The 20,486-nt window shown below is 65.0% G+C and carries 19 protein-coding genes; 5 read left to right on the forward strand and 14 right to left on the reverse strand.

All coding sequences use genetic code 11. The features are described from left to right. Nucleotides 1-39: 39 nt before the first annotated feature. On the forward strand, nt 40-2,223 hold the full coding sequence (yccS, locus tag V0R62_RS20060) for a YccS family putative transporter (RefSeq protein ID WP_330104942.1): 2,184 nt from the start codon (nt 40-42) through the stop codon (nt 2,221-2,223). A gap of 11 nt (nt 2,224-2,234) precedes the next feature. Here the strand turns inward: yccS and V0R62_RS20065 are convergent, their stop codons facing one another. From V0R62_RS20065 to tkt, 13 genes are all read right to left on the reverse strand, one after another. Next, a complete protein-coding gene (locus V0R62_RS20065; protein WP_330104943.1) occupies nt 2,235-2,972 on the reverse strand; it encodes a substrate-binding periplasmic protein in 738 nt (245 codons plus the stop codon). 150 nt (nt 2,973-3,122) lie between these two features. Beyond that, nucleotides 3,123-4,070, reverse strand: coding sequence for an ornithine cyclodeaminase family protein (locus V0R62_RS20070; RefSeq protein ID WP_330104944.1), 948 nt, complete (start codon nt 4,068-4,070; stop codon nt 3,123-3,125). Beyond that, nucleotides 4,067-5,044, reverse strand: coding sequence for a threonine/serine dehydratase (locus tag V0R62_RS20075; RefSeq protein WP_330104945.1), 978 nt, complete (start codon nt 5,042-5,044; stop codon nt 4,067-4,069). Before V0R62_RS20075 ends, V0R62_RS20070 begins: the two co-directional genes overlap by 4 nt. Before the next feature lie 99 nt (nt 5,045-5,143). Beyond that, complete coding sequence (locus V0R62_RS20080) at nt 5,144-5,773, reverse strand: helix-turn-helix transcriptional regulator (protein ID WP_062572634.1); 630 nt, start codon at nt 5,771-5,773, stop codon at nt 5,144-5,146. A 47-nt stretch (nt 5,774-5,820) separates the two neighbouring features. After that, entirely contained in the window at nt 5,821-6,123 is a 303-nt protein-coding gene (locus tag V0R62_RS20085; RefSeq protein WP_028688318.1) for a winged helix-turn-helix domain-containing protein, read from the reverse strand. 14 nt (nt 6,124-6,137) lie between these two features. Next, a complete protein-coding gene (locus tag V0R62_RS20090; RefSeq protein WP_023631708.1) occupies nt 6,138-6,638 on the reverse strand; it encodes a M48 metallopeptidase family protein in 501 nt (166 codons plus the stop codon). Nucleotides 6,639-6,676: 38 nt separating this feature from the next. Then, nucleotides 6,677-8,794, reverse strand: a complete 2,118-nt coding sequence (locus V0R62_RS20095) for a putative bifunctional diguanylate cyclase/phosphodiesterase (RefSeq protein ID WP_330104946.1) — start codon at nt 8,792-8,794, stop codon at nt 6,677-6,679. Between the two features lie 206 nt (nt 8,795-9,000). Beyond that, nucleotides 9,001-10,065, reverse strand: a complete 1,065-nt coding sequence (gene fba / locus V0R62_RS20100) for a class II fructose-bisphosphate aldolase (RefSeq protein ID WP_011536013.1) — start codon at nt 10,063-10,065, stop codon at nt 9,001-9,003. Between the two features lie 100 nt (nt 10,066-10,165). After that, nucleotides 10,166-10,495: an MliC family protein gene (locus V0R62_RS20105; RefSeq protein ID WP_330104947.1), complete on the reverse strand. Its 330-nt coding sequence runs from the start codon at nt 10,493-10,495 to the stop codon at nt 10,166-10,168. 78 nt (nt 10,496-10,573) lie between these two features. Then, nucleotides 10,574-10,792 carry a hypothetical protein gene (locus tag V0R62_RS20110; RefSeq protein WP_050707230.1) on the reverse strand — a complete coding sequence of 73 codons (219 nt, stop codon included), beginning with the start codon at nt 10,790-10,792 and terminating at the stop codon, nt 10,574-10,576. Between the two features lie 32 nt (nt 10,793-10,824). Then, a complete protein-coding gene (locus tag V0R62_RS20115; protein WP_330104948.1) occupies nt 10,825-11,988 on the reverse strand; it encodes a phosphoglycerate kinase in 1,164 nt (387 codons plus the stop codon). Nucleotides 11,989-12,000: 12 nt separating this feature from the next. Next, on the reverse strand, nt 12,001-13,062 hold the full coding sequence (gene epd / locus V0R62_RS20120) for an erythrose-4-phosphate dehydrogenase (protein ID WP_330104949.1): 1,062 nt from the start codon (nt 13,060-13,062) through the stop codon (nt 12,001-12,003). 150 nt (nt 13,063-13,212) lie between these two features. After that, nucleotides 13,213-15,210, reverse strand: a complete 1,998-nt coding sequence (gene tkt / locus V0R62_RS20125) for a transketolase (RefSeq protein ID WP_330104950.1) — start codon at nt 15,208-15,210, stop codon at nt 13,213-13,215. A gap of 243 nt (nt 15,211-15,453) precedes the next feature. Between tkt and V0R62_RS20130 the strand changes: the two genes are divergently transcribed. The 4 genes from V0R62_RS20130 to V0R62_RS20145 all read left to right on the forward strand — a co-directional run bounded on the left by V0R62_RS20130 (nt 15,454) and on the right by V0R62_RS20145 (nt 19,927). Then, nucleotides 15,454-16,446 (forward strand): ArsR/SmtB family transcription factor, encoded by a 993-nt coding sequence (locus tag V0R62_RS20130; protein WP_330104951.1) that lies wholly within the window; start codon nt 15,454-15,456, stop codon nt 16,444-16,446. A gap of 19 nt (nt 16,447-16,465) precedes the next feature. Next, complete coding sequence (gene metK / locus V0R62_RS20135; protein ID WP_330104952.1) at nt 16,466-17,656, forward strand: methionine adenosyltransferase; 1,191 nt, start codon at nt 16,466-16,468, stop codon at nt 17,654-17,656. A 145-nt stretch (nt 17,657-17,801) separates the two neighbouring features. Then, nucleotides 17,802-19,472 carry an NAD-dependent DNA ligase LigB gene (gene ligB / locus V0R62_RS20140; protein ID WP_330104953.1) on the forward strand — a complete coding sequence of 557 codons (1,671 nt, stop codon included), beginning with the start codon at nt 17,802-17,804 and terminating at the stop codon, nt 19,470-19,472. A 59-nt stretch (nt 19,473-19,531) separates the two neighbouring features. Further along, entirely contained in the window at nt 19,532-19,927 is a 396-nt protein-coding gene (locus V0R62_RS20145) for a DUF1090 domain-containing protein (RefSeq protein WP_186733341.1), read from the forward strand. 60 nt (nt 19,928-19,987) lie between these two features. Here the strand turns inward: V0R62_RS20145 and V0R62_RS20150 are convergent, their stop codons facing one another. Next, on the reverse strand, nt 19,988-20,434 hold the full coding sequence (locus V0R62_RS20150; protein ID WP_330104954.1) for a c-type cytochrome: 447 nt from the start codon (nt 20,432-20,434) through the stop codon (nt 19,988-19,990). Nucleotides 20,435-20,486 lie beyond the last annotated feature (52 nt).

A 20,486-nucleotide genomic window follows, 5' to 3' on the forward strand; every position in this document is an offset into this window, starting at 1 on the left:
GCCTCGAAGGTATTCAACTGATCTCAGCCCAGGGCCATCATGTCATCGAGCTCGTTCCGCCATTCATTGCGTCGCCTGTGGGGCCAAGACAAGTTCAGCTACGCCATCCGCGTGACCATCGCCCTCACCGGCAGCATGGCCTGGTGCTGGTATCAGAACGAGATGAGCCTGCTCATCCCGTTGTTCCTTGGCATCATCGCCAGCGCCCTGGCCGAGACCGACGATGGCTGGCAGGGCCGACTCAGCGCCCTGCTGGTGACCCTGGGCTGCTTCGCCATCGCCGCGCTGTCGGTCGAGCTGCTGTTCCCCTACCCCTGGATCTTCGCCGTCGCCCTGGCCCTGGCGGCGTTTTCCCTGACCATGCTCGGGGCCCTGGGCGAACGCTACGGGGCAATCGCCTCGGCCACGCTGATCCTGTCGGTCTACACCATGATCGGCGTCGACCAGCGCGGCGGTGAAGTCAGCGACTTCTGGCACGAGCCGTTGCTGCTGGTGGCGGGGGCAGCCTGGTACGGGCTGCTGTCGGTGCTGTGGCAGGCGCTGTTCTCCAACCAACCGGTGCAGCAGAGCCTGGCCAAGCTGTTCTTCGAGCTGGGCACCTACCTCAAGCTCAAGGCCAGCCTGTTCGAGCCGGTGCGCACCCTCGACGTCGAGGCCACGCGCCTGGAGCTGGCCAAGCAGAATGGCAAGGTTGTGGCGGCGCTCAACGCGGCCAAGGAAATCATCCTGCACCGGGTCGGCAACAGCCAACCCAACTCCAAGGTCAGCCGCTACCTCAAGCTGTACTTCCTGGCCCAGGACATCCATGAGCGGGTCAGCGCCTCGCACTACCCCTACAACGCGCTGACCGACGCCTTCTTCCACAGCGACGTGATGTTCCGCTGCCAGCGCCTGCTGCGCAAACAAGGCTCATCCTGCCAGGAACTGGCCCGCTCGATCCGCCTGCGCCAGCCCTTCGTGCTCGCCAGCGGCTACCCCGAGGCCCTGGAAGACCTCAATGCCTCGCTCGAGCACCTGCGCATCCAGAGCAACCCGGCCTGGCGCGGCCTGCTGCGCTCGCTGCGGGCACTGGCCGCCAACCTGGCCACACTCGACCGACTGCTCAGCGCCGCAAGCAACCCGGACAGCCTGGCCGATGCCAGCGACAGCAGCCTGCTCGACCGCTCGCCACGCAACCTCAAGGACGTGTGGAAACGCCTGCGCACCCAGCTGACGCCGACCTCGCTGCTGTTCCGTCATGCCCTGCGCCTGTCGCTGGCGCTGTCGGTGGGCTATGGCATGGTGCACCTGATCCACCCGACCCAGGGCTACTGGATCATCCTCACCACGCTGTTCGTCTGCCAGCCCAACTATGGCGCGACCCGGCGCAAGCTGGTGCAACGGATCTTCGGCACCGCCATCGGCCTGACCGTGGGCTGGGCGCTGTTCGACCTGTTCCCCAACCCGATCATCCAGTCGCTGTTCGCGGTGGTCGCCGGGGTGGTGTTCTTCGTCAACCGCACCACCCGCTACACCCTGGCCACGGCGGCGATCACCCTGATGGTGCTGTTCTGCTTCAACCAGATCGGCGATGGCTACGGCCTGTTCCTGCCACGCCTGTTCGATACCCTGGTGGGCAGCCTGATCGCCATTCTCGCGGTGTTCCTGTTCCTGCCCGACTGGCAGGGCCGGCGACTGAACAAGGTGCTGGCCAACACCCTGGCCTGCGCCAGCGAGTACCTGCGCCAGATCATGCAGCAGTACGCCCACGGCAAGCGCGACGACCTGGCCTATCGCCTGGCCCGGCGCAACGCGCACAACGCCGACGCGGCATTGTCCACCACCTTGGCCAACATGCTGATGGAGCCGGGGCACTTCCGTAAGGAAGCCGATGTCGGCTTCCGCTTCCTGGTGCTGTCACACACCTTGCTCAGCTATCTCTCGGGGCTCGGGGCGCACCGCGACACCGCGCTGCCGGCCGAGGTCCACGAGCAACTGATCGATGGCGCCGGACGGAGCCTGGCCAGCAGCCTAGATGAAATCGCCAATGGTTTGGCGGCGCGCTTGCCGGTGGCGATCCACAGCGATGCCGAAGAAGCCCTGGCCAATGCGCTGGAGCAGATGCCGGATGAGTTGGACGAGCATCAGCGGTTGGTGCAGACGCAACTGGCGCTGATCTGCCGGCAACTGGGACCGTTGCGGACATTAGCGGGGCATCTGATCAAGGAAGGCGAACCCGCCTGATCGCTTCACGATCAGAACCCATGCTGGCGCAGCAGCCGATCATAGCTGCCGTCGGCCTTCATCGTGGCGATGGCCTTCTCGAAACGGGCGACGATCTTCTGGTGCTCAGGGTGCTTGAGGCTGACCAGGATATGCAGGCTGTTCTCGCTCAGCGGCGGGTCGACAAACGCCACCCCCTCCCGTACCGGCTGCGGCTCGCGCTGCAGGTTGTAGCGCGCCACGTACTCATCCTCCACCGCCAGGTTGACCCTGCCGGCCGCCAGCATGCGCACGGCGGACGAGAAGTTGCGTACCAGCACCTTGTTCAGGCGCTCGTCGCTGTCGAATTCAGGGGAATAGGCGTAATCGCGCACCACGGCGATGGTGTAGGGATAGAGGTCGGACTGGCGCGCATAGGCGAACGCCTCGCCTTCACGCTTGAGCAGGCGGATACGGTTGACCAGGTAGGCGTCCGAGAACTGGCCGATCAGGGTACGCTCGTCGTTGTACCAGGCGTTGATCAGTACGTCGTAGCGCCCCTCGCCCACGCCCATCAGCGCCCTGGCCCAGGGTACCTCCTCGAACTCGGTGGCGTAGCCGGCGCGGGTCAGCGCCGTGGTAACGATGCTGGTGGCCAGGCCGCCACCGGGCATGCTGGTGTCGGTAAAAGGCGGCCAGCTGTCGGCCACCAGCCGCAACTTGCCCTGGGCCAGGGCAGGCCCCGCGCACAACAGTCCCAGTAACCCAAGAACGCAAAGCAGTGGCCGCATGCTCAAGTCCTTTCGCAATTGGTAACCCACGCGGTAACGGCGATCTTAACTACTACTGCTCTGGCAGCCTACACAAGGCTGATCATTGTGGCACGCGACGATACTGTCAAATTGCCTCTATTTTGGCCGGGCTGTGGATAATTTCATCGTTCAGCCGCGCAGGCGTTCGAAGACCCACTGGGCAATCTGCGCATCCTGCACCGCGACACCGGTCAAGTCGGCCAGGGTGACCTCGTGCTGATCCTGACGCCCCGCGCCCTGGCCAACCAGCACCGCACCCAGTTCCAGCAAGCGGGAAGGTTCGAGCAACCCCGCCTTGAGCGCGTGGGAAACCTCGCCATAGGCACCGCACTGGGCCTGCGAGTCGACGATGATTCGCGACATCGAAGCGACCAGCGCCGCATCCAGTTCCTGCTTGCCGATGCAGTCCGCGCCTACCGCCGTGATATGGGTGCCGGGACGAATCCACTCGCGCCTGAGCAACGGCTCCCGTGACGGGGTGGTGGTAACGATCAAGTTGGCCGCCTGCGCGACAGCCTGTGGCTGCCCGACCGTCCGCACGCTGAAGCCCAGCGCCCGGGCATGCTCACAGTAGTCCGACAGGCCTTGCTCGCTGCGCCCCCAGACCACCACCTGGCGGCAGTTCGTCAACGGCATCAGGTACTCCAGTTGCAGGCGGGCCTGCAGGCCGGTGCCAAGCACCCCGACGGCCTCGACCTCGCGAGGCGCCAGCAGGCGGGCAACAATGCGCCCGGCCAAGGCTGTGCGCACGGCAGTCAGCCAGCCCTGGTCGGCCAGCCATGCAAGCGGTTCACCGGTGCGGGCCGACAGCACCAGCATCAAGCCGTCATTGCTGGGCAGGCCCTTGCCCGGATTGTCGTAGAAACCACTGGAGACCTTGACCACGAAGGTTTCGCCGCCTTCGAGATAGGCCGACTTGATGCAGCAATCGCCATTGGCCTGGCGGAACTGGAAGGTCTGCACCGGCGGGGCCTGTACCTGTCCCGCGCTGTAAGCCTTGAAACCCTCCACCAGCCGCCGTTCGATCGCGTCAAGGTCGAGGCAGGTCTTGATCGAATGCAGATCGTGGATCTTCATGCGAGGGCCTCCAGGTATTTCTCCAGCTGGATGTTGCGCCCGCACAACACCACCGCCACCTTCTTGCCCTGGTATTGCCCGGCCAGTTGCATCATGCCGGCCAGCGCGACGGCGGCGGCGCCTTCGATGATCCAGCGCTCGCACGCCGCGGCATCACGCATGGCCTGCCTGATCTCGTCCTCGCTGACCAGAACGGTGCGCGTCAGCAGGCGCTGACAGATAGGCAAGGTGACCGCATCCGCCTCCACGCCACCGGCAGTGCCATCGGACAGGGTCGGCAGTTCATCCATCTCGATGATCCGGCCTTGTTCGATGGAGCGTTGCAGGGTCGGCGCGTTGGCCGGCCAGCAACCGATGATCTCCACCGACGGCGCCAGCTTGTGCAGTGCGGTGGCGATGCCGGAGACCATTCCGCCGCCGCCCACCGCGACGAACACCGCGTCCAGGTCCGGCGCCTGCTCGAACAGCTCCATGCCGATGGTCCCCTGCCCGGCGATGACCTCCAGATCGTTGTAAGGTGAGACGAACGGCTTGTTCTGACGCCCAGCCTCTTCGCGAGCCAGTTGCTCCGCTCCCAGCGAATCGACCTCCAGGACCTGCACCTGCGCGCCCAGCAGACGCATCGCCTCGATCTTGGCCGGCGAGGCTTCATCACTGACATACACCGTCACCGGCACGTCCAGCAGTTGACCGGCCAGGGCAAGCCCTTGCCCATGATTGCCCGAGGAAGCAGCGACAACCCCCCTGCTGCGTTGCGCCTCGCCCAGCAGCCGCAGCTTGTTGCTGGCGCCGCGGAACTTGAACGAACCGGTCAGCTGGAGGTGTTCGCACTTGAGATGGACCTCGCAGCCGGTCTTGGCCGAGAGCGCCAGGCTGCGTGCCAGCGGGGTCATCGGCACCTGCGGGCGCAGCGCCTGATGCGCCTGGAGAATGGACTGATACAGCTGCTCGAGCGCCAGATCGTCGATAGGCATGGGGGCGGAATCTCCTCGGAAAGCGACAGGCAGGCGCTGACGCGAAATGGAATAAAAATCCACCGTAGAATATTTTTCCACCAAGCACAAGCCTGGAAACTATGCCTCCCGAGCGAGCTTCACATACTTGTAGACCGTCGCCCTGCCCATGCCGAGGATATTGGCCACATAGTCGTACGTACCACCGCCACGGAAGGCGCCTTCCCCGTGCAGGGCCTCGACCAGCTCGCGCTTGTGCTCCCGGCTGAGCCCCTCGAGGCTCAAGCCATGCTGCCTGAGCCAGGCATGCAGGAAGGTGTTGATGCGCTCCTGCCAGTCATCACGGAACAGCACGTCTGGCTGCGGCAGCAAGCGGCTGGCCTGGAAGAACAGGTCCAGTGCCTGCTTGGCCTGCTCCAGCACCGAGACGTTGAAGTTGATGCACAGCAGCGCCTCGGGAGCCCCGGCTTCATCGACCATCACACTGCTGATCGAACGCACTTTCTGACCGTTCCAGTTGAGTTTCTCGTAGGGCCCCAGCGGCGTCGTGGCGCTGAGCTCGCCCGGCAGATCCTCCAGCGCCGAGTCGTCGCCCAACTGCCGCCTGGAAATATTGTTGGCGATATGCACGACCGTCTGGCTGCGCAGATCGTGAACCACCACTTCGGCATGGGGGAACAACAGGGTCGCGACACCATCGGCCATGGCGGCGTAGTTGCTGAAGCGAGCGTCGATGGCCTTGGCAGACATCCGGAACATCCTGAAAGAGAGGTGTGACGTACAGGTGGTAGTGAAACTCAGGGATAACCCAGCACTTCGCGCAGCTGACGCAGGTGCTGGATGATCCACTGCTTGTCGATCGCCCCCCAGTCGCGGATGCGGTAGTGCCCGGCATGGTTGCGCGCGCCGGCCTGCTGCTCGAACTCGCAGACGATATCCAGGTCGGCCAGGGCGGCGATGGTGTCCTGGGCGGTTCGTCGCGGCATGCCGGTGGCCTCCATCAGCGCCGGCACGCTGGTGGCGGTCTGGCTGTCGATCAGCCAGGCCACGTAGAGGCGGCGGTAGAAGCTGCTGCGGGTCTTGCTCACTTCCGTGGTCATGGGGTGCTTGTCCCTCAGGTGTTGCCCGGCAGCTCCCGATAGGTCAGGTAGACGCGCAGGTCGAATTCCAGTTGATGGTAGTCCGGCTCCATGTGCTGGCAGAGCTGGTAGAAGGCCTTGTTGTGGTCGCGCTCCCTCAGGTGCGCCAGCTCATGCACGACGATCATGCGCAGGAACTGCGGCGCCGCCTCGCGAAACAGCGAGGCGACGCGGATTTCCTTCTTGGCCTTGAGCTTGCCGCCCTGCACCCGCGACACCGCCGTGTTCAGGCCCAACGCCCGGTGGGTGAGGTCCAGGCGGTTGTCGAACAGCACCTTGTCCAGCGGCGGCGCACTGCGCAGGTACTGCTGCTTGATTTCCTGGGCATAGCCGTACAGCGCCTTGTCGCTCTGCACGTCATGACGCTCGGGGTAGCGCTGGCGCAGGTAGTCACCCAGGCGATCGCTGGCGATCATCTGGCGCACCTGTTCCTGCAGGTGCGGCGGGTAGGCTTGCAGGTAGCGTAAGGCGGTCATGGCAGGCGTTCGGAACGGGAAGACGCGAGTTTAGCCAATCACGACGCCCATGGGAAAACCACCGGGAAGTTGCCAGCATCGCTGGCGGTCAGCGGACGGGCGACCAGGAACCCCTGCACGTAGGCGCAGCCGGCGTCCTTGAGCCATTCGGCCTGGGCCCGGGTCTCCACACCCTCGGCAATCACAGTGATGTCGTAGGCCGCGCACAGGCCAATGACGCTGCGCACCAGGGCGATGTCCGCCGCCGAGTCTGGCAGTCGCGCGACCAGATGGCGATCGAGCTTGAGGGTGTCGATAGGCAGGTCGCGCAACATGCGCAACGAGCAGTCGCCGGCACCGAAGTCGTCCAGCGCCACGCGAATGCCCAGCTCGCGCAGGCGATGCACCTGCTTCACCGCCGCGTCGATGTTGTACATCAGCGACGTCTCTGCCACCTCCACCTCCAGCTGGGCGGGCAGCAACTGATGCTTGTCGATCACCTGGGCCAGCTCATCGACCAACCCGGGCATGGTGAACTGGGCGCGACTCAGACTGATGCCCAGCACCAGTTGTGAGCCGAAGCGATCGCTCCAGGCATTGCGTTGGGCAGCGCCCTTGCGATAGATCCAGCTGGCCAGGCGGTTGATCAGGCGCGCCTCTTCCAGCAAGGGAATGAACAGCCCGGGCGGCACATCACCAACGCTCGGATGCTTCCAGCGCAACAGCGCCTCGAAGCCGCGCAACCGGCCATCGGCGAACGCCACCTGGGGCTGATAGACCAGGCTGAAGTCGTTCTGCTCGATGGCGGTGCGCACGCTGTCCTCGAGCATCAATCGCGAGCGGGCACGGCCATTGAGTTCCTGGTCGTAGAAGCGGTACTGCTGGCGGCCGGCCTGCTTGGCCGCATACATCGCGGCATCGGCCGCCCGCAACAGGCCTTCCACGTTGGCGCCGCAGTCGGGGTAGGTGGCGATGCCGATGCTCACCCCCAGGTTGACCTCAAGGCCGTCCACCTGCTGGAAGCTCGACATCCGCTCCAGCAGCTTCTCGGCATAGCGCCCGGCCTGCTCGGGGTACGGCAGGCCATCGAACAGCGCGGTGAACTCGTCGCCGCCCATCCTGGCCAGCAGCGCCTCGCTGCCCAGGCACTCCTTGAGCTGGTCGGCCACCCAGCGCAGGACCTTGTCGCCGGCCTCGTGGCCGAGCAGGTCGTTGATCCGCTTGAAGCCATCCAGGTCCATGTACATCAAGGCCTTGGCCTTGTCCGAGCGCTCGTTGCGCAACAGCGCGCTCTCGGCGGCCTGGTAGAAGCCACGGCGATTGAGCAGCCCGGTCAGCGGGTCGGTCACCGCCTGGTACTCGAGCTGCTGGTGCAGGCTGCGCACCACCGACATGTCCAGCACCGTCACCACCATGGCCTTCTGCTCGGCGGGCAGCGGCGCGCAGGACAGCGCCACCGGTACCGGCTGGCCACCGAGGGTGCGCAGCTGGGCGTCGTGCACGCGGAAGATCTGCCGGCCCAGGTAGGCCTGGTAGAAATCCGACTCGGGCCACAGGTTGGCGCAGGGCAGCTGGATCAGGTCCAGCATGTGCGCGCCCTGCAGCTTGTCCACCGGGGCATCGAGCAGGCGCGAGATGGCCGGGTTGGCAAAGCCGATGCAGCCCGACTCGTCCACCACCAGGATACCCTCGGCGGCGTTCTCCAGGATCGAGGCATTGAAGGCCCGCGCCGACTCCAGCTCGCGGGTCAGGCGTTGCAACATGCGCCGGTTGCGCTGCTGCTCCAGCTGGGCCTGGACCTTGGGCTTTAGAATCTGCGGATCGAAAGGTTTGAACAGGTAGTCCACCGCCCCGCTGGCATAGCCTTTGAGCACTGCGGCATCGGACTGTTCGTTGGCGGTGAGGAAAATGATCGGAGTCAACCGCGTGCGTTGGCTGCCGCGCATCAGGCGGGCCACCTCGAAGCCGTCCATCTCGGGCATCTGCACATCGAGCAGGACCAGATCGACTTCGTGTTCGAGCAGGGTGCTCAGGGCTTCCATCCCTGAACTGGCGGTCAATACCTGCCAATCCTGGCGGGACAGCAAGGCCCGCATGCTGATGAGGTTTTCCGGGTAGTCGTCTACGACCAGCAGCACCGAGCTGCTTTCCGGTGATTGTGAATAAGCGCCATCCATGCTGCTTCTCTTGGTAAGTCCAACTTCGACTTGTGATTGGATCCGATTGTTACTCTAGACTCGGCACCCGAAGACGCAATGCAGGCAGATGGCCATAAGCCATCTGAACCGATGTTAGCCGACTAACGGTATAAGCGGTGGGCAGGCGACGTACGGCCACAAAAAAGCCCGCATCGCTGCGGGCTCCTTTGTTGAACGGTGCCTGATCAGTTGATCTTGGCCGCCAGTTCACCCTTGGCGTAACGCTGGAACATGCCTTCCAGGGAGATCGGCTTGATCTTCGAGGCATTGCCGGCGGTGCCGAAGGCTTCGTAGCGGGCGATGCACACGTCGCGCATGGCCTTGACGGTTTCACCGAAGAACTTGCGTGGGTCGAACTCGCTCGGGTTCTGCGCCATCAGGCGACGCATGGCACCGGTGGAGGCCAGGCGCAGGTCGGTGTCGATGTTGACCTTGCGCACGCCGTACTTGATGCCTTCGACGATCTCTTCGACCGGCACGCCGTAGGTCTCTTTGATGTCGCCACCGTACTGGTTGATGATCGCCAGCCACTCTTGCGGCACCGAGGACGAACCGTGCATCACCAGGTGGGTGTTGGGGATGCGCTTGTGGATTTCCTTGATACGGTCGATCGCCAACACGTCACCGGTAGGCGGCTTGGTGAACTTGTAGGCGCCGTGGCTGGTGCCGATGGCGATGGCCAGGGCGTCCACCTGGGTCTTCTTGACGAAGTCGGCGGCTTCTTCCGGGTCGGTCAGCATCTGGCTGTGGTCCAGCACGCCTTCGGCGCCGATGCCGTCTTCTTCACCAGCCATGCCGGTTTCCAGCGAACCCAGGCAACCCAGCTCGCCTTCCACCGAAACGCCGCAGGCGTGCGCCATGGCAACGGTCTGCTGGGTGACGCGGACATTGTACTCGTATTCGGTCGGGGTCTTGCCGTCTTCACCCAGCGAGCCGTCCATCATCACCGAGCTGAAGCCCAGCTGGATCGAGCGCTGGCACACGTCAGGGCTGGTGCCGTGGTCCTGGTGCATGCACACCGGGATGTGCGGGAACTCTTCGATGGCCGCCAGGATCAGGTGGCGCAGGAAGGGAGCACCGGCGTATTTGCGGGCACCGGCGGAGGCCTGGACGATGACCGGAGAGTCGGTCTTGTCGGCCGCTTCCATGATGGCGCGCATCTGCTCGAGGTTGTTGACGTTGAAAGCTGGTACGCCGTAACCGAACTCGGCGGCGTGGTCCAGCATCTGGCGCATGCTAATGAGTGCCATTGTGTATCTCTCTCCCGACAAGCGTCGTTTGTTTCATGCAAGCCTGCCGCAGGGGCGGTTGCTGTTCAAGTAGTGTGGGCCATCTACGCGGCCCGGCCAGTCACGGTGCCTTGCAGCCCCGCCCAATCAGATCGTTGGTCGCTACCCAGTACACCAGGCCTTCTTCACCTTTGGTGTGGAAGGCCAGCATGCCATCGCTGTACAGCGCGCCGGAGGCACCCGGCTCGGCCTTGAGCCGATGGACCTGGTCGCCGCCGCCGAGGCGGACATCGACCGCGTCCTGCTGCGCGTCGGCGAAGCGCCACAGTACTTCGGCCTGGCTGTCGCAGACCCAGCGGGTCCAGTTGTCCGCCGGAGCGGGTTGGACCGGCTGCAGCAGCGAGCAGCCTGCCAGGGTCGCCAGGGCCAGTACGGCCAGAAGCGCTTTCATCCTAAAACCTCGTCATGGGTCCGCTGCGCGGCCCTCTTCCAAGACCACAAAACCCAGGCTTGGTTGCCCGGTACCCGATCAAGGGCAGCCCGGGGCCTTGCGCTGGTGTTCGTCGTCGTACTTTTCCAGGCCGTCCGGGCCCAGGCGCTTGTTGATCACCGGTGCCGTCTCGGCCTGCCACTGGGACTGGTAGCAACCGCCCTTGGGCGGCTGCGCCGGATCGGCCTCGCTGCCCTTGTTGCTGGAGCAGGCGCCCAGCAACAAGGCCACGATCATCACAGGCAATTGCTTGACCATCAGGTCGCTCCCTTTGCCAGGCGCCTTCACGCTCAGGCCTTGGCCCGCTCTTCCAGGATTGCCACGGCAGGCAGGACCTTGCCCTCGACGAACTCGAGGAACGCGCCGCCACCGGTAGAAATGTAGGAGATATCGGCACCCACGCCATACTTGTCGATGGCCGCCAGGGTGTCGCCGCCACCGGCGATGGAGAACGCGGCGCTGTCGGCGATGGCCTTGGCCAGGACCTTGGTGCCGTTGCCGAACTGGTCGAACTCGAACACACCGACCGGACCGTTCCACAGGATAGTCTTCGAGGTCTTCAGCAACTCGGCGAACTGCTCGGCGGTCTTCGGACCGATGTCCAGGATCATGTCGTCGACGGCCACGTCGGCGATCGCCTTGACGGTGGCTTCGGCGCTTTCGGCGAATTCCTTGGCGACCACCACGTCCACCGGCAGCGGCACGCTGACCTTGGCGGCGATGACCTTGGCGGTCTCGACCAGGTCAGGTTCGTACAGCGACTTGCCGACCGGGTGACCGGCGGCGGCGAGGAAGGTGTTGGCGATGCCGCCACCGACGATCAGCTGGTCGCAGACTGCGCTCAGGCTGTTCAGAACGTCCAGCTTGGTCGACACCTTGGAACCGGCGACGATGGCGGCCATCGGCTTGGCCGGGGCTTTCAGGGCCTTGCCCAGTGCATCCAGCTCGGCGGCCAGCAATGGGCCAGCAGCAGCGACCTTGGCGAACTTGGCGACGCCATGGGTGGAGCCTTCAGCGCGGTGGGCGGTACCGAAGGCGTCCATCACGAACACGTCGCACAGGGCGGCGTATTTCTGCGCCAGCTCGTCGGCGTTCTTCTTCTCGCCCTTGTTGAAGCGCACGTTCTCGAACAGCACCAAGTCACCGGCCTGCACCTGAACGCCGTCGAGGTAATCGGCGACCAGCGGCACGTCGCGGCCCAGGGCCTTGCTCAGGTAGTCGGCAACCGGCTTGAGGCTGTTCTCGGCGGAGAACTCGCCTTCGGTCGGGCGGCCCAGGTGCGAGCAGACCATCACCGCCGCGCCCTTTTCCAGGGCCAGCTTGATGGTCGGCAGCGCTGCCAGGATACGCGCGTCGCTGGCCACCACACCGTCCTTCACAGGGACGTTGAGGTCTTCGCGGATCAGTACGCGCTTACCTTGCAGGTCGAGGTCGGTCATCTTCAACACGGTCATGAATGCAGTCCTTCAGGGCTGTTTGCTGCGGGTTGGGTGTACGACGTGCAGATAGTGTTCGGCAACGTCGAGCATACGGTTGGCGAACCCCCATTCGTTGTCGAACCAGGCCAGCAGGTTCACCAGGCGGGGGCCTGAGACGCGGGTCTGGCTGGCATCGACGATGGCCGAATGCGGGTCATGGTTGAAATCACAGCTGGCGTGGGGCAGCTCGGTGTAGGCCAGCAAGCCTTTCAGCGGGCCGTCCAGGGCAGCCTCGCGCAGCACCCGGTTGACTTCCTCGGCGCTGGTATCGCGGGAAGTCTGCAGGGTGATGTCCAGGCACGAGACGTTGACGGTCGGCACGCGTACCGCTTTGGCCTGGATTCGCCCGGCAAGTTCCGGCAGCAGGCGTTCGATACCCCGGGCCAGGCCCGTGGACACCGGAATCACCGACTGGAACGCCGAACGGGTACGGCGCAGGTCTTCGTGATGGTAGGCGTCGATCACCGGCTGGTCGTTCATCGCCGAGTGGATGGTGGTGATCTGCACGTATTCGATGCCGAAGGCCTGGTCCAGTACCCGCAACAGCGGCACGCCGCAGTTGGTGGTGCAGGAGGCATTGGACACCAGCAGTTCGCTGCCGGTCAGGCAATCCTGGTTCACGCCGTAGACCACCGTGGCGTCGATGTCCGCCTCGCTGGCCATGGGTTGCGAGAACAGCACCCGGGGCGCGCCGGCGTCGATGAAGCGCTGGCCGTCGGCCCGGGTGTGGTAGGCACCGGAGCACTCCAGCACCAGGTCGATGTCCAGGGCAGCCCAGTCGATGCCTTCCGGGGTGGCGCTGCGCAGCACTTTCACGCAGTCGCCGTTGATGTGCAGACAGTCGCCGTCAACCTTCACCTCGCCGGGGAAACGCCCGTGGGTGGAGTCAAAGCGGGTCAGGTATTCCAGACTGGCCTGGTCGGCCAGGTCGTTCAGCGCGACGATCTCGAAACCGGCCTTAGCCCCCCGCTCGAACAGTGCGCGCAGGACACAGCGGCCGATGCGGCCGTAACCGTTGAGTGCAACTTTGTAGGGACGCGGGTGGGGCATAGGTAGCTCTTGAACTCCGGCGGTTGAACGGGGCCGCTGCGCGGCCCACTCGCGGCACAAGGCCGCTCCTACAGGAAACGGCGTGCGCAATGCCCTGTAGGAGCGGCCTTGTGCCGCGAACGAGGGCCAAAGGCCCTCGCCTTACCTGTATCAGTCTTCCAGCAGCTCTTCGGCGGTGCCCAGGATGTTGTCCAGGGTGAAGCCGAACTCCTCGAACAGCGCGCTGGCCGGGGCCGACTCGCCGTAGGTGGTCATGCCGATCACGCGGCCTTCGAGACCGACGTACTTGTACCAGAAGTCGGCGTGAGCAGCCTCGATGGCGATACGCGCACCGACTTCCAGCGGCAGGACCGACTGCTTGTAGGCTGCGTCCTGGGCGTCGAACACGCTGGTGCTCGGCATCGACACGACGCGGACCTTGCGGCCTTCGGCGGTCAGCTTGTCGAAGGCCTGAACGGCCAGGCCCACTTCGGAGCCAGTGGCGATCAGGATCAGCTCAGGCTCGCCGGCGCAGTCCTTGAGCACGTAACCGCCACGAGCGATATCGGCGATCTGCTGGGCGTCGCGGGTCTGGTGCTGCAGGTTCTGGCGCGAGAAGATCAGCGCCGACGGGCCGTCCTTGCGCTCCAGGGCGTGCTTCCAGGACACGGCGGATTCCACCGCGTCGGCCGGGCGCCAGGTGTCCAGGTTCGGCGTGCTGCGCAGACTGGTCAGCTGCTCGATCGGCTGGTGGGTCGGGCCGTCTTCGCCCAGGCCGATGGAGTCGTGGGTGTAGACGTGGATCACGCGCTGCTTCATCAGCGCCGACATGCGCACGGCGTTGCGGGCGTATTCCATGAACATCAGGAAGGTGGCGCCATAGGGCACCAGGCCGCCGTGCAGGGCGACGCCGTTCATGATGGCGGTCATGCCGAACTCGCGCACGCCGTAGAACACGTAGTTGCCGCTGGCGTCATTGGCTTCGACGCCCTTGCAGCCTTTCCACAGGGTCAGGTTGGAGCCGGCCAGGTCGGCGGAGCCGCCGAGGAACTCTGGCAGCAGCGGGCCGAAGGCGTTCAGGGTGTTCTGGCTGGCCTTGCGGCTGGCGATGGTCTCGCCCTTTGCAGCGACTTCGTTGATGTAGGCCTGGGCCTTCTCGGAGAAGTCGGCTGGCAGGTCGCCGGCGGCACGGCGCTTGAACTCGGCAGCCAGCTCAGGGTAAGCCTTGGCGTAGGCGTCGAAGCGCTGGTTCCACTCGGCCTCGACCTTGGCGCCGGCTTGCTTGGCGTCCCACTCGGCGTAGATGTCGGCCGGGATTTCGAACGGGCCGTGGTTCCAGTTCAGTTCCTTGCGGGCCAGGGCGATTTCGTCGTTGCCCAGCGGTGCACCGTGGCAGTCTTCCTTGCCCTGCTTGTTCGGCGAGCCGAAGCCGATGATGGTCTTGCAGCAGATCAGGGTCGGACGGTCGCTCTTGCGCGCGGTCTCGATGGCGGTCTTGATCTCGTCGGCGTCGTGGCCGTTGACGTTGCGGATCACCAGCCAGTTGTAGGCCTCGAAGCGCGCCGGGGTGTTGTCGGTGAACCAGCCGTGGACTTCGCCGTCGATGGAGATGCCGTTGTCGTCGTAGAAGGCGATCAGCTTGTTCAGACCCAGGGTGCCGGCCAGCGAGGCGACTTCATGGGAGATGCCTTCCATCATGCAGCCGTCGCCGAGGAACACGTAGGTGTTGTGGTCGACGATGTTGTGGCCTTCACGGTTGAACTGGGCGGCCAGCACTTTTTCCGCCAGGGCGAAGCCCACGGCGTTGGCGATGCCCTGGCCCAGCGGGCCGGTGGTGGTCTCGACGCCTGGGGTGTAGCCGTATTCCGGGTGGCCCGGGGTGCGGCTGTGCAGCTGGCGGAAGGCCTTGAGGTCGTCGATGTTGACGTCGTAGCCGGTCAGGTGCAGCAGCGAGTAGATCAGCATCGAGCCGTGGCCGTTGGACAGCACGAAGCGGTCGCGGTCGGCGAAGCTTGGGTTGCTCGGGTTGTGCTTCAGGTAGTCGCGCCAAAGCACTTCGGCGATATCCGCCATACCCATGGGGGCACCTGGGTGGCCGCTGTTGGCCTTTTGCACGGCATCCATGCTGAGGGCACGAATGGCGTTGGCACGTTCACGACGGCTGGGCATCGCTGAGTCTCCTGGGGCTTGAAATAGGTGGTGAAGCGAAAAAAGGCGGCCATTTTCGCCCACAGGGGGGGCCGGGGGCAATGACGTATGGTCGCAGTCGGGCTTTTTTCCTGTGATTGGTTGGGAAAAGAGCAGAAAAGCCCGCTCCCACGAGAGATCCCTGGAAGCCATTGATCAGGCAATATCAAAACTTTTTGATATTGCTATTGCGGCGGTAGCATCCCCTGTCTAGACTCCCGCCCCATGAACCTCAATGCGCCCATCACTCCACAACGCAGCGACGAGCTGGCCGCCCTGTGCAAGGCCGGCGGCGACCCTCTGCGCCTGAACGTGTTGCGCGCATTGGCCAACGATTCGTTCGGCGTGCTGGAACTGGCACAGATCTTCGACATCGGCCAATCGGGCATGAGCCATCACTTGAAGGTGCTGGCCCAGGCCGAGCTGGTGGCGACCCGCCGCGAAGGCAACGCGATCTTCTACCGCCGCGCCCTGCCCGACAGCCAGCGTCTGGGCGGCCGCCTGCATTCAGCGCTGCTCGATGAAGTCGACGACCTCGCCCTGCCTCAAGCGGTGCAGGCCCGCATCGCCCAGGTCCAGCAGCGTCGCGCCGCCACCAGCCAGGACTTCTTCCTGCGCGTGGAAGAGAAGTTCCGCGCCCAGCAGGACCTGATCGCCGGCCTGCCGCAGTACCGCGAGAGCCTGTTGGCACTGCTCGACAAGTTGAGCTTCGAGGCCGGCGCCAGCGCCCTGGAGGTCGGCCCCGGCGACGGCGGTTTCCTGCCCGACCTGGCCAGGCGCTTCGAGCAGGTCACGGCCATGGACAACAGCCCGACCATGCTCGAGCTGGCCCGCCAGGTCTGCGAGCGCCACGCACTGAACAACGTCAACCTGCAGTTGGCCGATGCACTGGGTGCAACGGATGTGGAAGCCGACTGCGTTGTGCTGAACATGGTCCTGCACCATTTCAGCGACCCGGCCCAGGCCCTGCGCCTGCTGGCCAGACGGGTGAAAGCAGGCGGCAGCCTGCTGGTCACCGAGCTGTGCAGCCATGACCAGGGGTGGGCCCGCGAAGCCTGCGGCGACCTGTGGCTTGGCTTCGAGCAGGACGACCTGGCCCGTTGGGCCAACGCGGCAGGGCTGGCCCCAGGCGACAGCCTCTACGTGGGCTTGCGTAACGGTTTTCAGATCCAGGTCCGGCATTTCCAGCGGGCCACTGGCGACATACAACATCGGTAAATTTCAGGAACCCATCGAGATGAGCGAATACTCCCTTTTCACCTCCGAGTCCGTGTCCGAAGGGCATCCGGACAAGATTGCCGACCAGATCTCCGACGCGGTGCTGGACGCCATCATCGCCCAGGACAAGTACGCCCGCGTGGCCTGCGAGACCCTGGTCAAGACCGGTGTCGCCATCATCGCCGGTGAAGTCACCACCTCGGCCTGGGTCGACCTGGAAGAGCTGGTGCGTAAAGTGATCATCGACATCGGCTACAACAGCTCCGATGTCGGCTTCGACGGCGCCACCTGCGCCGTGATGAACATCATCGGCAAGCAGTCGGTGGATATCGCCCAGGGCGTCGATCGCTCGCGCCCGGAAGACCAGGGTGCCGGCGACCAGGGCCTGATGTTCGGCTACGCCAGCAACGAAACCGACGTGCTGATGCCGGCGCCGATCTGCTTCTCGCACCGCCTGGTCGAGCGCCAGGCCGAAGCACGCAAGTCCAAGCTGCTGCCATGGCTGCGCCCGGACGCCAAGTCCCAGGTCACCTGCCGCTATGAAAACGGCAAGGTCGTGGGCATCGACGCCGTCGTCCTGTCGACCCAGCACAACCCTGAAGTGTCGCAGAAAGACCTGCAGGAAGCGGTGATGGAGCTGATCGTCAAGCACACCCTGCCGGCCGAACTGCTGCACAAGGGCACCCAGTACCACATCAACCCGACCGGCAACTTCATCATCGGTGGCCCGGTGGGCGACTGCGGCCTGACCGGTCGCAAGATCATCGTCGACAGCTACGGCGGCATGGCCCGCCACGGCGGTGGCGCGTTCTCCGGCAAGGACCCGTCCAAGGTCGACCGTTCGGCCGCCTACGCCGGCCGCTACGTGGCCAAGAACATCGTTGCCGCGGGCCTCGCCGAGCGCTGCGAGATCCAGGTGTCCTATGCCATCGGCGTGGCCCAGCCGACCTCCATCTCGATCAACACCTTCGGTACCGGCAAGGTCTCCGACGAAAAGATCGTGCAGCTGGTGCGCGAGTGCTTCGACCTGCGTCCTTACGCCATTACCACCATGCTCGACCTGCTGCACCCGATGTACCAGGAAACCGCCGCCTATGGCCACTTCGGCCGTACGCCGCAGCAGAAGACCGTCGGCGACGACACCTTCACCACCTTCACCTGGGAGCGCACCGACCGCGCCGCCGCCCTGCGCGACGCCGCTGGCCTGTAAGCCTCCTACAGCAGTACCGGAAAGCCCCTGCCGAGTGATCGGCAGGGGCTTTTTCGTGACATATCGGCTGACAAATCACCGCCGCTGCCAACGCCGCCGCCCGCCTAGGCTGAGGACTCCCTCTCGCCTTGCAAGGATGCCGGCCATGCCGTTGCTGCTGATAGTCATAGCGCTACTGTTGCACCACTCCATCGCCCAGGCGAGCGCGTGCCCGGCCTGGGGCACCGTGCAGGCAGAAGCCGAGATCGCACAACTGCGCGCCACCCTCGCTCACTGGGATGACCAGTACCATCGCCAGGGTATAGCCCTGGTGGCCGACGAACTCTATGACCAAAGTCGCCAACACCTTCTGGACCTTCAAGCCTGCTTTGGCCTTTCCCACGACGAAGCTTCGCTGGCGAGCGCCCGCGGCACTATCCCCCACCCGATCCCCCACACCGGTGTCGACAAGCTTGCCGACGAGCAGGCCGTAGCCCGATGGTTGCAGGACAAACGCGACGTCTGGATGCAGCCCAAGGTCGACGGCGTCGCGGTGTCGCTGATCTACCGCCAGGGCCAACTGGCAGGCCTGCTCAGCCGTGGCGATGGCACGCTGGGGCACGACTGGAGCCGGCACATCCCCATGTTGAGCGGCATCGTGCGACAGCTTTCCCAACCACTGGACGCTGTGTTCCAGGGCGAGTTGTACTGGCGCCTGGACAACCACGTGCAGGCCGAGGCAGGCAGCGCCAATGCCCGAGGTACCGTCGCCGGGCTGCTGGCACGCAAGCGGATGACCGAGGAACAGGGCGCGGGCATCGGCCTGTTCGTCTGGGACTGGCCACACGGCCCGGACAACCAGGCCGAGCGTCTCGCACGCCTGGCAGCACTGGGTTTCACCGACAGCCAGCACCTCAGCGTGGCCATCGAAGGCCTTGCCGAAGCAGCGCGCTGGCGCCAGCACTGGTACCGCTCGCCCCTGCCCTTCGCCAGCGACGGCGTGATCCTGCGCCAGGACAGCCGCCCGGCGGCACCGCGCTGGCGCGCCCAGGCGCCCTACTGGATCGCGGCCTGGAAATACCCGTTCACCCAGGCGCTGGCGCAGGTCAGGGATGTGCAGTTCCGAATCGGCCGTACCGGCCGCATCACGCCCTTGCTGCTGTTGCAGCCGGTGGCCCTGGACGACCGCCAGATCCGCCAGCTCAGCCTCGGCTCACTGGCGCGCTGGAAGCATCTGGATATCCGCCCGGGTGACCAGATAGCGATCAGCCTGGCCGGCCTGACCATCCCCCGCCTGGAAAGCGTGGTGCATCGTGCCGCTCTACGCACCATCGTGCAGACTCCAGATCCGGCGAACTACCACGCCTTCAGCTGCTGGCAGGCCAACGAGGAATGCCAGCAGCAGTTCCTTGCCCGCCTGACCTGGCTGGGCGGCAAGCAAGGCCTCGACCTGCCAGGCCTGGGAGCCGAAACCTGGAAGCGCCTCGTCGAAAGTGGCCATATCGTGCAATTGACTGATTGGCTGAGCCTCGAACAGGACCAACTGCTCAAGGTACCTGGGATCGCCCAGGCTCGAGCCAGGCAATTGCAGACTGCTTTCGCCCAGGCCCGCCGCCAGCCGTTCCAGCGTTGGCTGCGGGGCCTCGGCGTACCCGCGCCGTCCAGCCTGCCACTGGGCCCCGACTGGCACACACTGGCCTCCAGAAACATCGAGCAATGGCTTGCCGAGCCTGGCGTCGGGCCGGGTCGGGCCGAGCAACTGCAGGCCTTTTTCGCCCACGAGCAAGTCCTGGATCTGGCGCGAAACCTGCGCGGCCATGCAATCGAGGGTTTCTAATTTGCGCGGATCAGGGCAGCATTTCGCCTTCTGTTGCCCAGCCCCGAATGGAGCCCCCGATGAAACTGCTTTCGTCCCTCGCCTTGTCCACCCTGCTCGGCTTCGCCGCCAGCCCGCTGCTGGCCGCCGAAGAGCAGCCGGGCCTGACCGGCTGCGCGGCCAAGCGCCAGGCCATCAGCGAACAGATTGAACAAGCCCGCGCCCATGGCAACAGCGATCAGCAGGCGGGCCTGGAAAAAGCCTTGAGCGAAGTCACTGAACACTGCACCGATGCCGGCCTGCGCAAGGAGCGCGAGCAGAAGGTGCTCGACGCCCGCCACGAAGTGAACCAGCGCACCAAGGACCTGGACAAGGCCATGAAGAAGGGCGACGCGGAGAAGATCAACAAGCGCAAGGACAAGCTGGCCGAGGCGAAGAAGGAGCTGCAGGAGGCCGTGGACGAGCTCGAGCGCTAGCCGACCGGTCTTGTGTGTACGCCCGCTCCCACGAGTCTGCGCCCACAACAGCCCACTCGCTCAGTGATTGCGAAACTCGCTATGACAGGCCTTGCACGCCGCCTCGACCTTGTCCATCGGCGCCTTCACCTGCGCCGCGTCCAGTGGCTGGGTACGGGTCACCGCGACCAGCTCGCCAGTGACGCCCTCCAGTTGCCGGGCCAGGTCCTGGAAACGCGCCTGGCGCTCCCAGACCTCGGCCCGCGCGCTGCTATCACCCTCGTCGCGCGCCTGCGGGAAGTGCTGCCACGGCGCGCGGGCCAGGCTGTCCAGCTTCGCCGCGCCATCGGCGAACTTCACGCCGTCGAAGGGCAAGCGCCCGCGCAGCATGCCGCCCATGTCTTCGCTGGTCTTGAGCATCTGCTTGAAGATCGCCTTGCGCTGGCCCAACGGCGAGTTCGGATCGACGCCGTCACAGGCACTCAAGGCAAGGGCGGCGAGCAGTACTACGGTCAATCGCTTGAACATCACGGTCTCTTCGGCCAGGAAAACGGGCGGCCAGTATCGCCGCCTCGCGGGC

Source organism: Pseudomonas carassii (assembly GCF_036324045.1).
In the GTDB taxonomy this organism is placed as follows: domain Bacteria; phylum Pseudomonadota; class Gammaproteobacteria; order Pseudomonadales; family Pseudomonadaceae; genus Aquipseudomonas; species Aquipseudomonas peradeniyensis.

Bases quoted from the DNA above. Each gene is read 5' to 3' on its own strand.
- V0R62_RS20145 (WP_186733341.1), top strand. From the start codon at position 19,532: ATGAAACTGCTTTCGTCCCTCGCCTTGTCCACCCTGCTCGGCTTCGCC.
- fba (WP_011536013.1), bottom strand. From the start codon at position 10,065: ATGGCACTCATTAGCATGCGCCAGATGCTGGACCACGCCGCCGAGTTC.
- V0R62_RS20075 (WP_330104945.1), bottom strand. From the start codon at position 5,044: ATGCCTATCGACGATCTGGCGCTCGAGCAGCTGTATCAGTCCATTCTC.
- V0R62_RS20130 (WP_330104951.1), top strand. From the start codon at position 15,454: ATGAACCTCAATGCGCCCATCACTCCACAACGCAGCGACGAGCTGGCC.
- V0R62_RS20150 (WP_330104954.1), bottom strand. From the start codon at position 20,434: ATGTTCAAGCGATTGACCGTAGTACTGCTCGCCGCCCTTGCCTTGAGT.
- V0R62_RS20085 (WP_028688318.1), bottom strand. From the start codon at position 6,123: ATGACCACGGAAGTGAGCAAGACCCGCAGCAGCTTCTACCGCCGCCTC.
- ligB (WP_330104953.1), top strand. From the start codon at position 17,802: ATGCCGTTGCTGCTGATAGTCATAGCGCTACTGTTGCACCACTCCATC.
- V0R62_RS20095 (WP_330104946.1), bottom strand. From the start codon at position 8,794: ATGGATGGCGCTTATTCACAATCACCGGAAAGCAGCTCGGTGCTGCTG.
- V0R62_RS20090 (WP_023631708.1), bottom strand. From the start codon at position 6,638: ATGACCGCCTTACGCTACCTGCAAGCCTACCCGCCGCACCTGCAGGAA.
- V0R62_RS20070 (WP_330104944.1), bottom strand. From the start codon at position 4,070: ATGAAGATCCACGATCTGCATTCGATCAAGACCTGCCTCGACCTTGAC.
- metK (WP_330104952.1), top strand. From the start codon at position 16,466: ATGAGCGAATACTCCCTTTTCACCTCCGAGTCCGTGTCCGAAGGGCAT.
- V0R62_RS20080 (WP_062572634.1), bottom strand. From the start codon at position 5,773: ATGTCTGCCAAGGCCATCGACGCTCGCTTCAGCAACTACGCCGCCATG.
- V0R62_RS20110 (WP_050707230.1), bottom strand. From the start codon at position 10,792: ATGGTCAAGCAATTGCCTGTGATGATCGTGGCCTTGTTGCTGGGCGCC.
- V0R62_RS20065 (WP_330104943.1), bottom strand. From the start codon at position 2,972: ATGCGGCCACTGCTTTGCGTTCTTGGGTTACTGGGACTGTTGTGCGCG.
- tkt (WP_330104950.1), bottom strand. From the start codon at position 15,210: ATGCCCAGCCGTCGTGAACGTGCCAACGCCATTCGTGCCCTCAGCATG.
- V0R62_RS20105 (WP_330104947.1), bottom strand. From the start codon at position 10,495: ATGAAAGCGCTTCTGGCCGTACTGGCCCTGGCGACCCTGGCAGGCTGC.
- epd (WP_330104949.1), bottom strand. From the start codon at position 13,062: ATGCCCCACCCGCGTCCCTACAAAGTTGCACTCAACGGTTACGGCCGC.
- yccS (WP_330104942.1), top strand. From the start codon at position 40: ATGTCATCGAGCTCGTTCCGCCATTCATTGCGTCGCCTGTGGGGCCAA.
- V0R62_RS20115 (WP_330104948.1), bottom strand. From the start codon at position 11,988: ATGACCGTGTTGAAGATGACCGACCTCGACCTGCAAGGTAAGCGCGTA.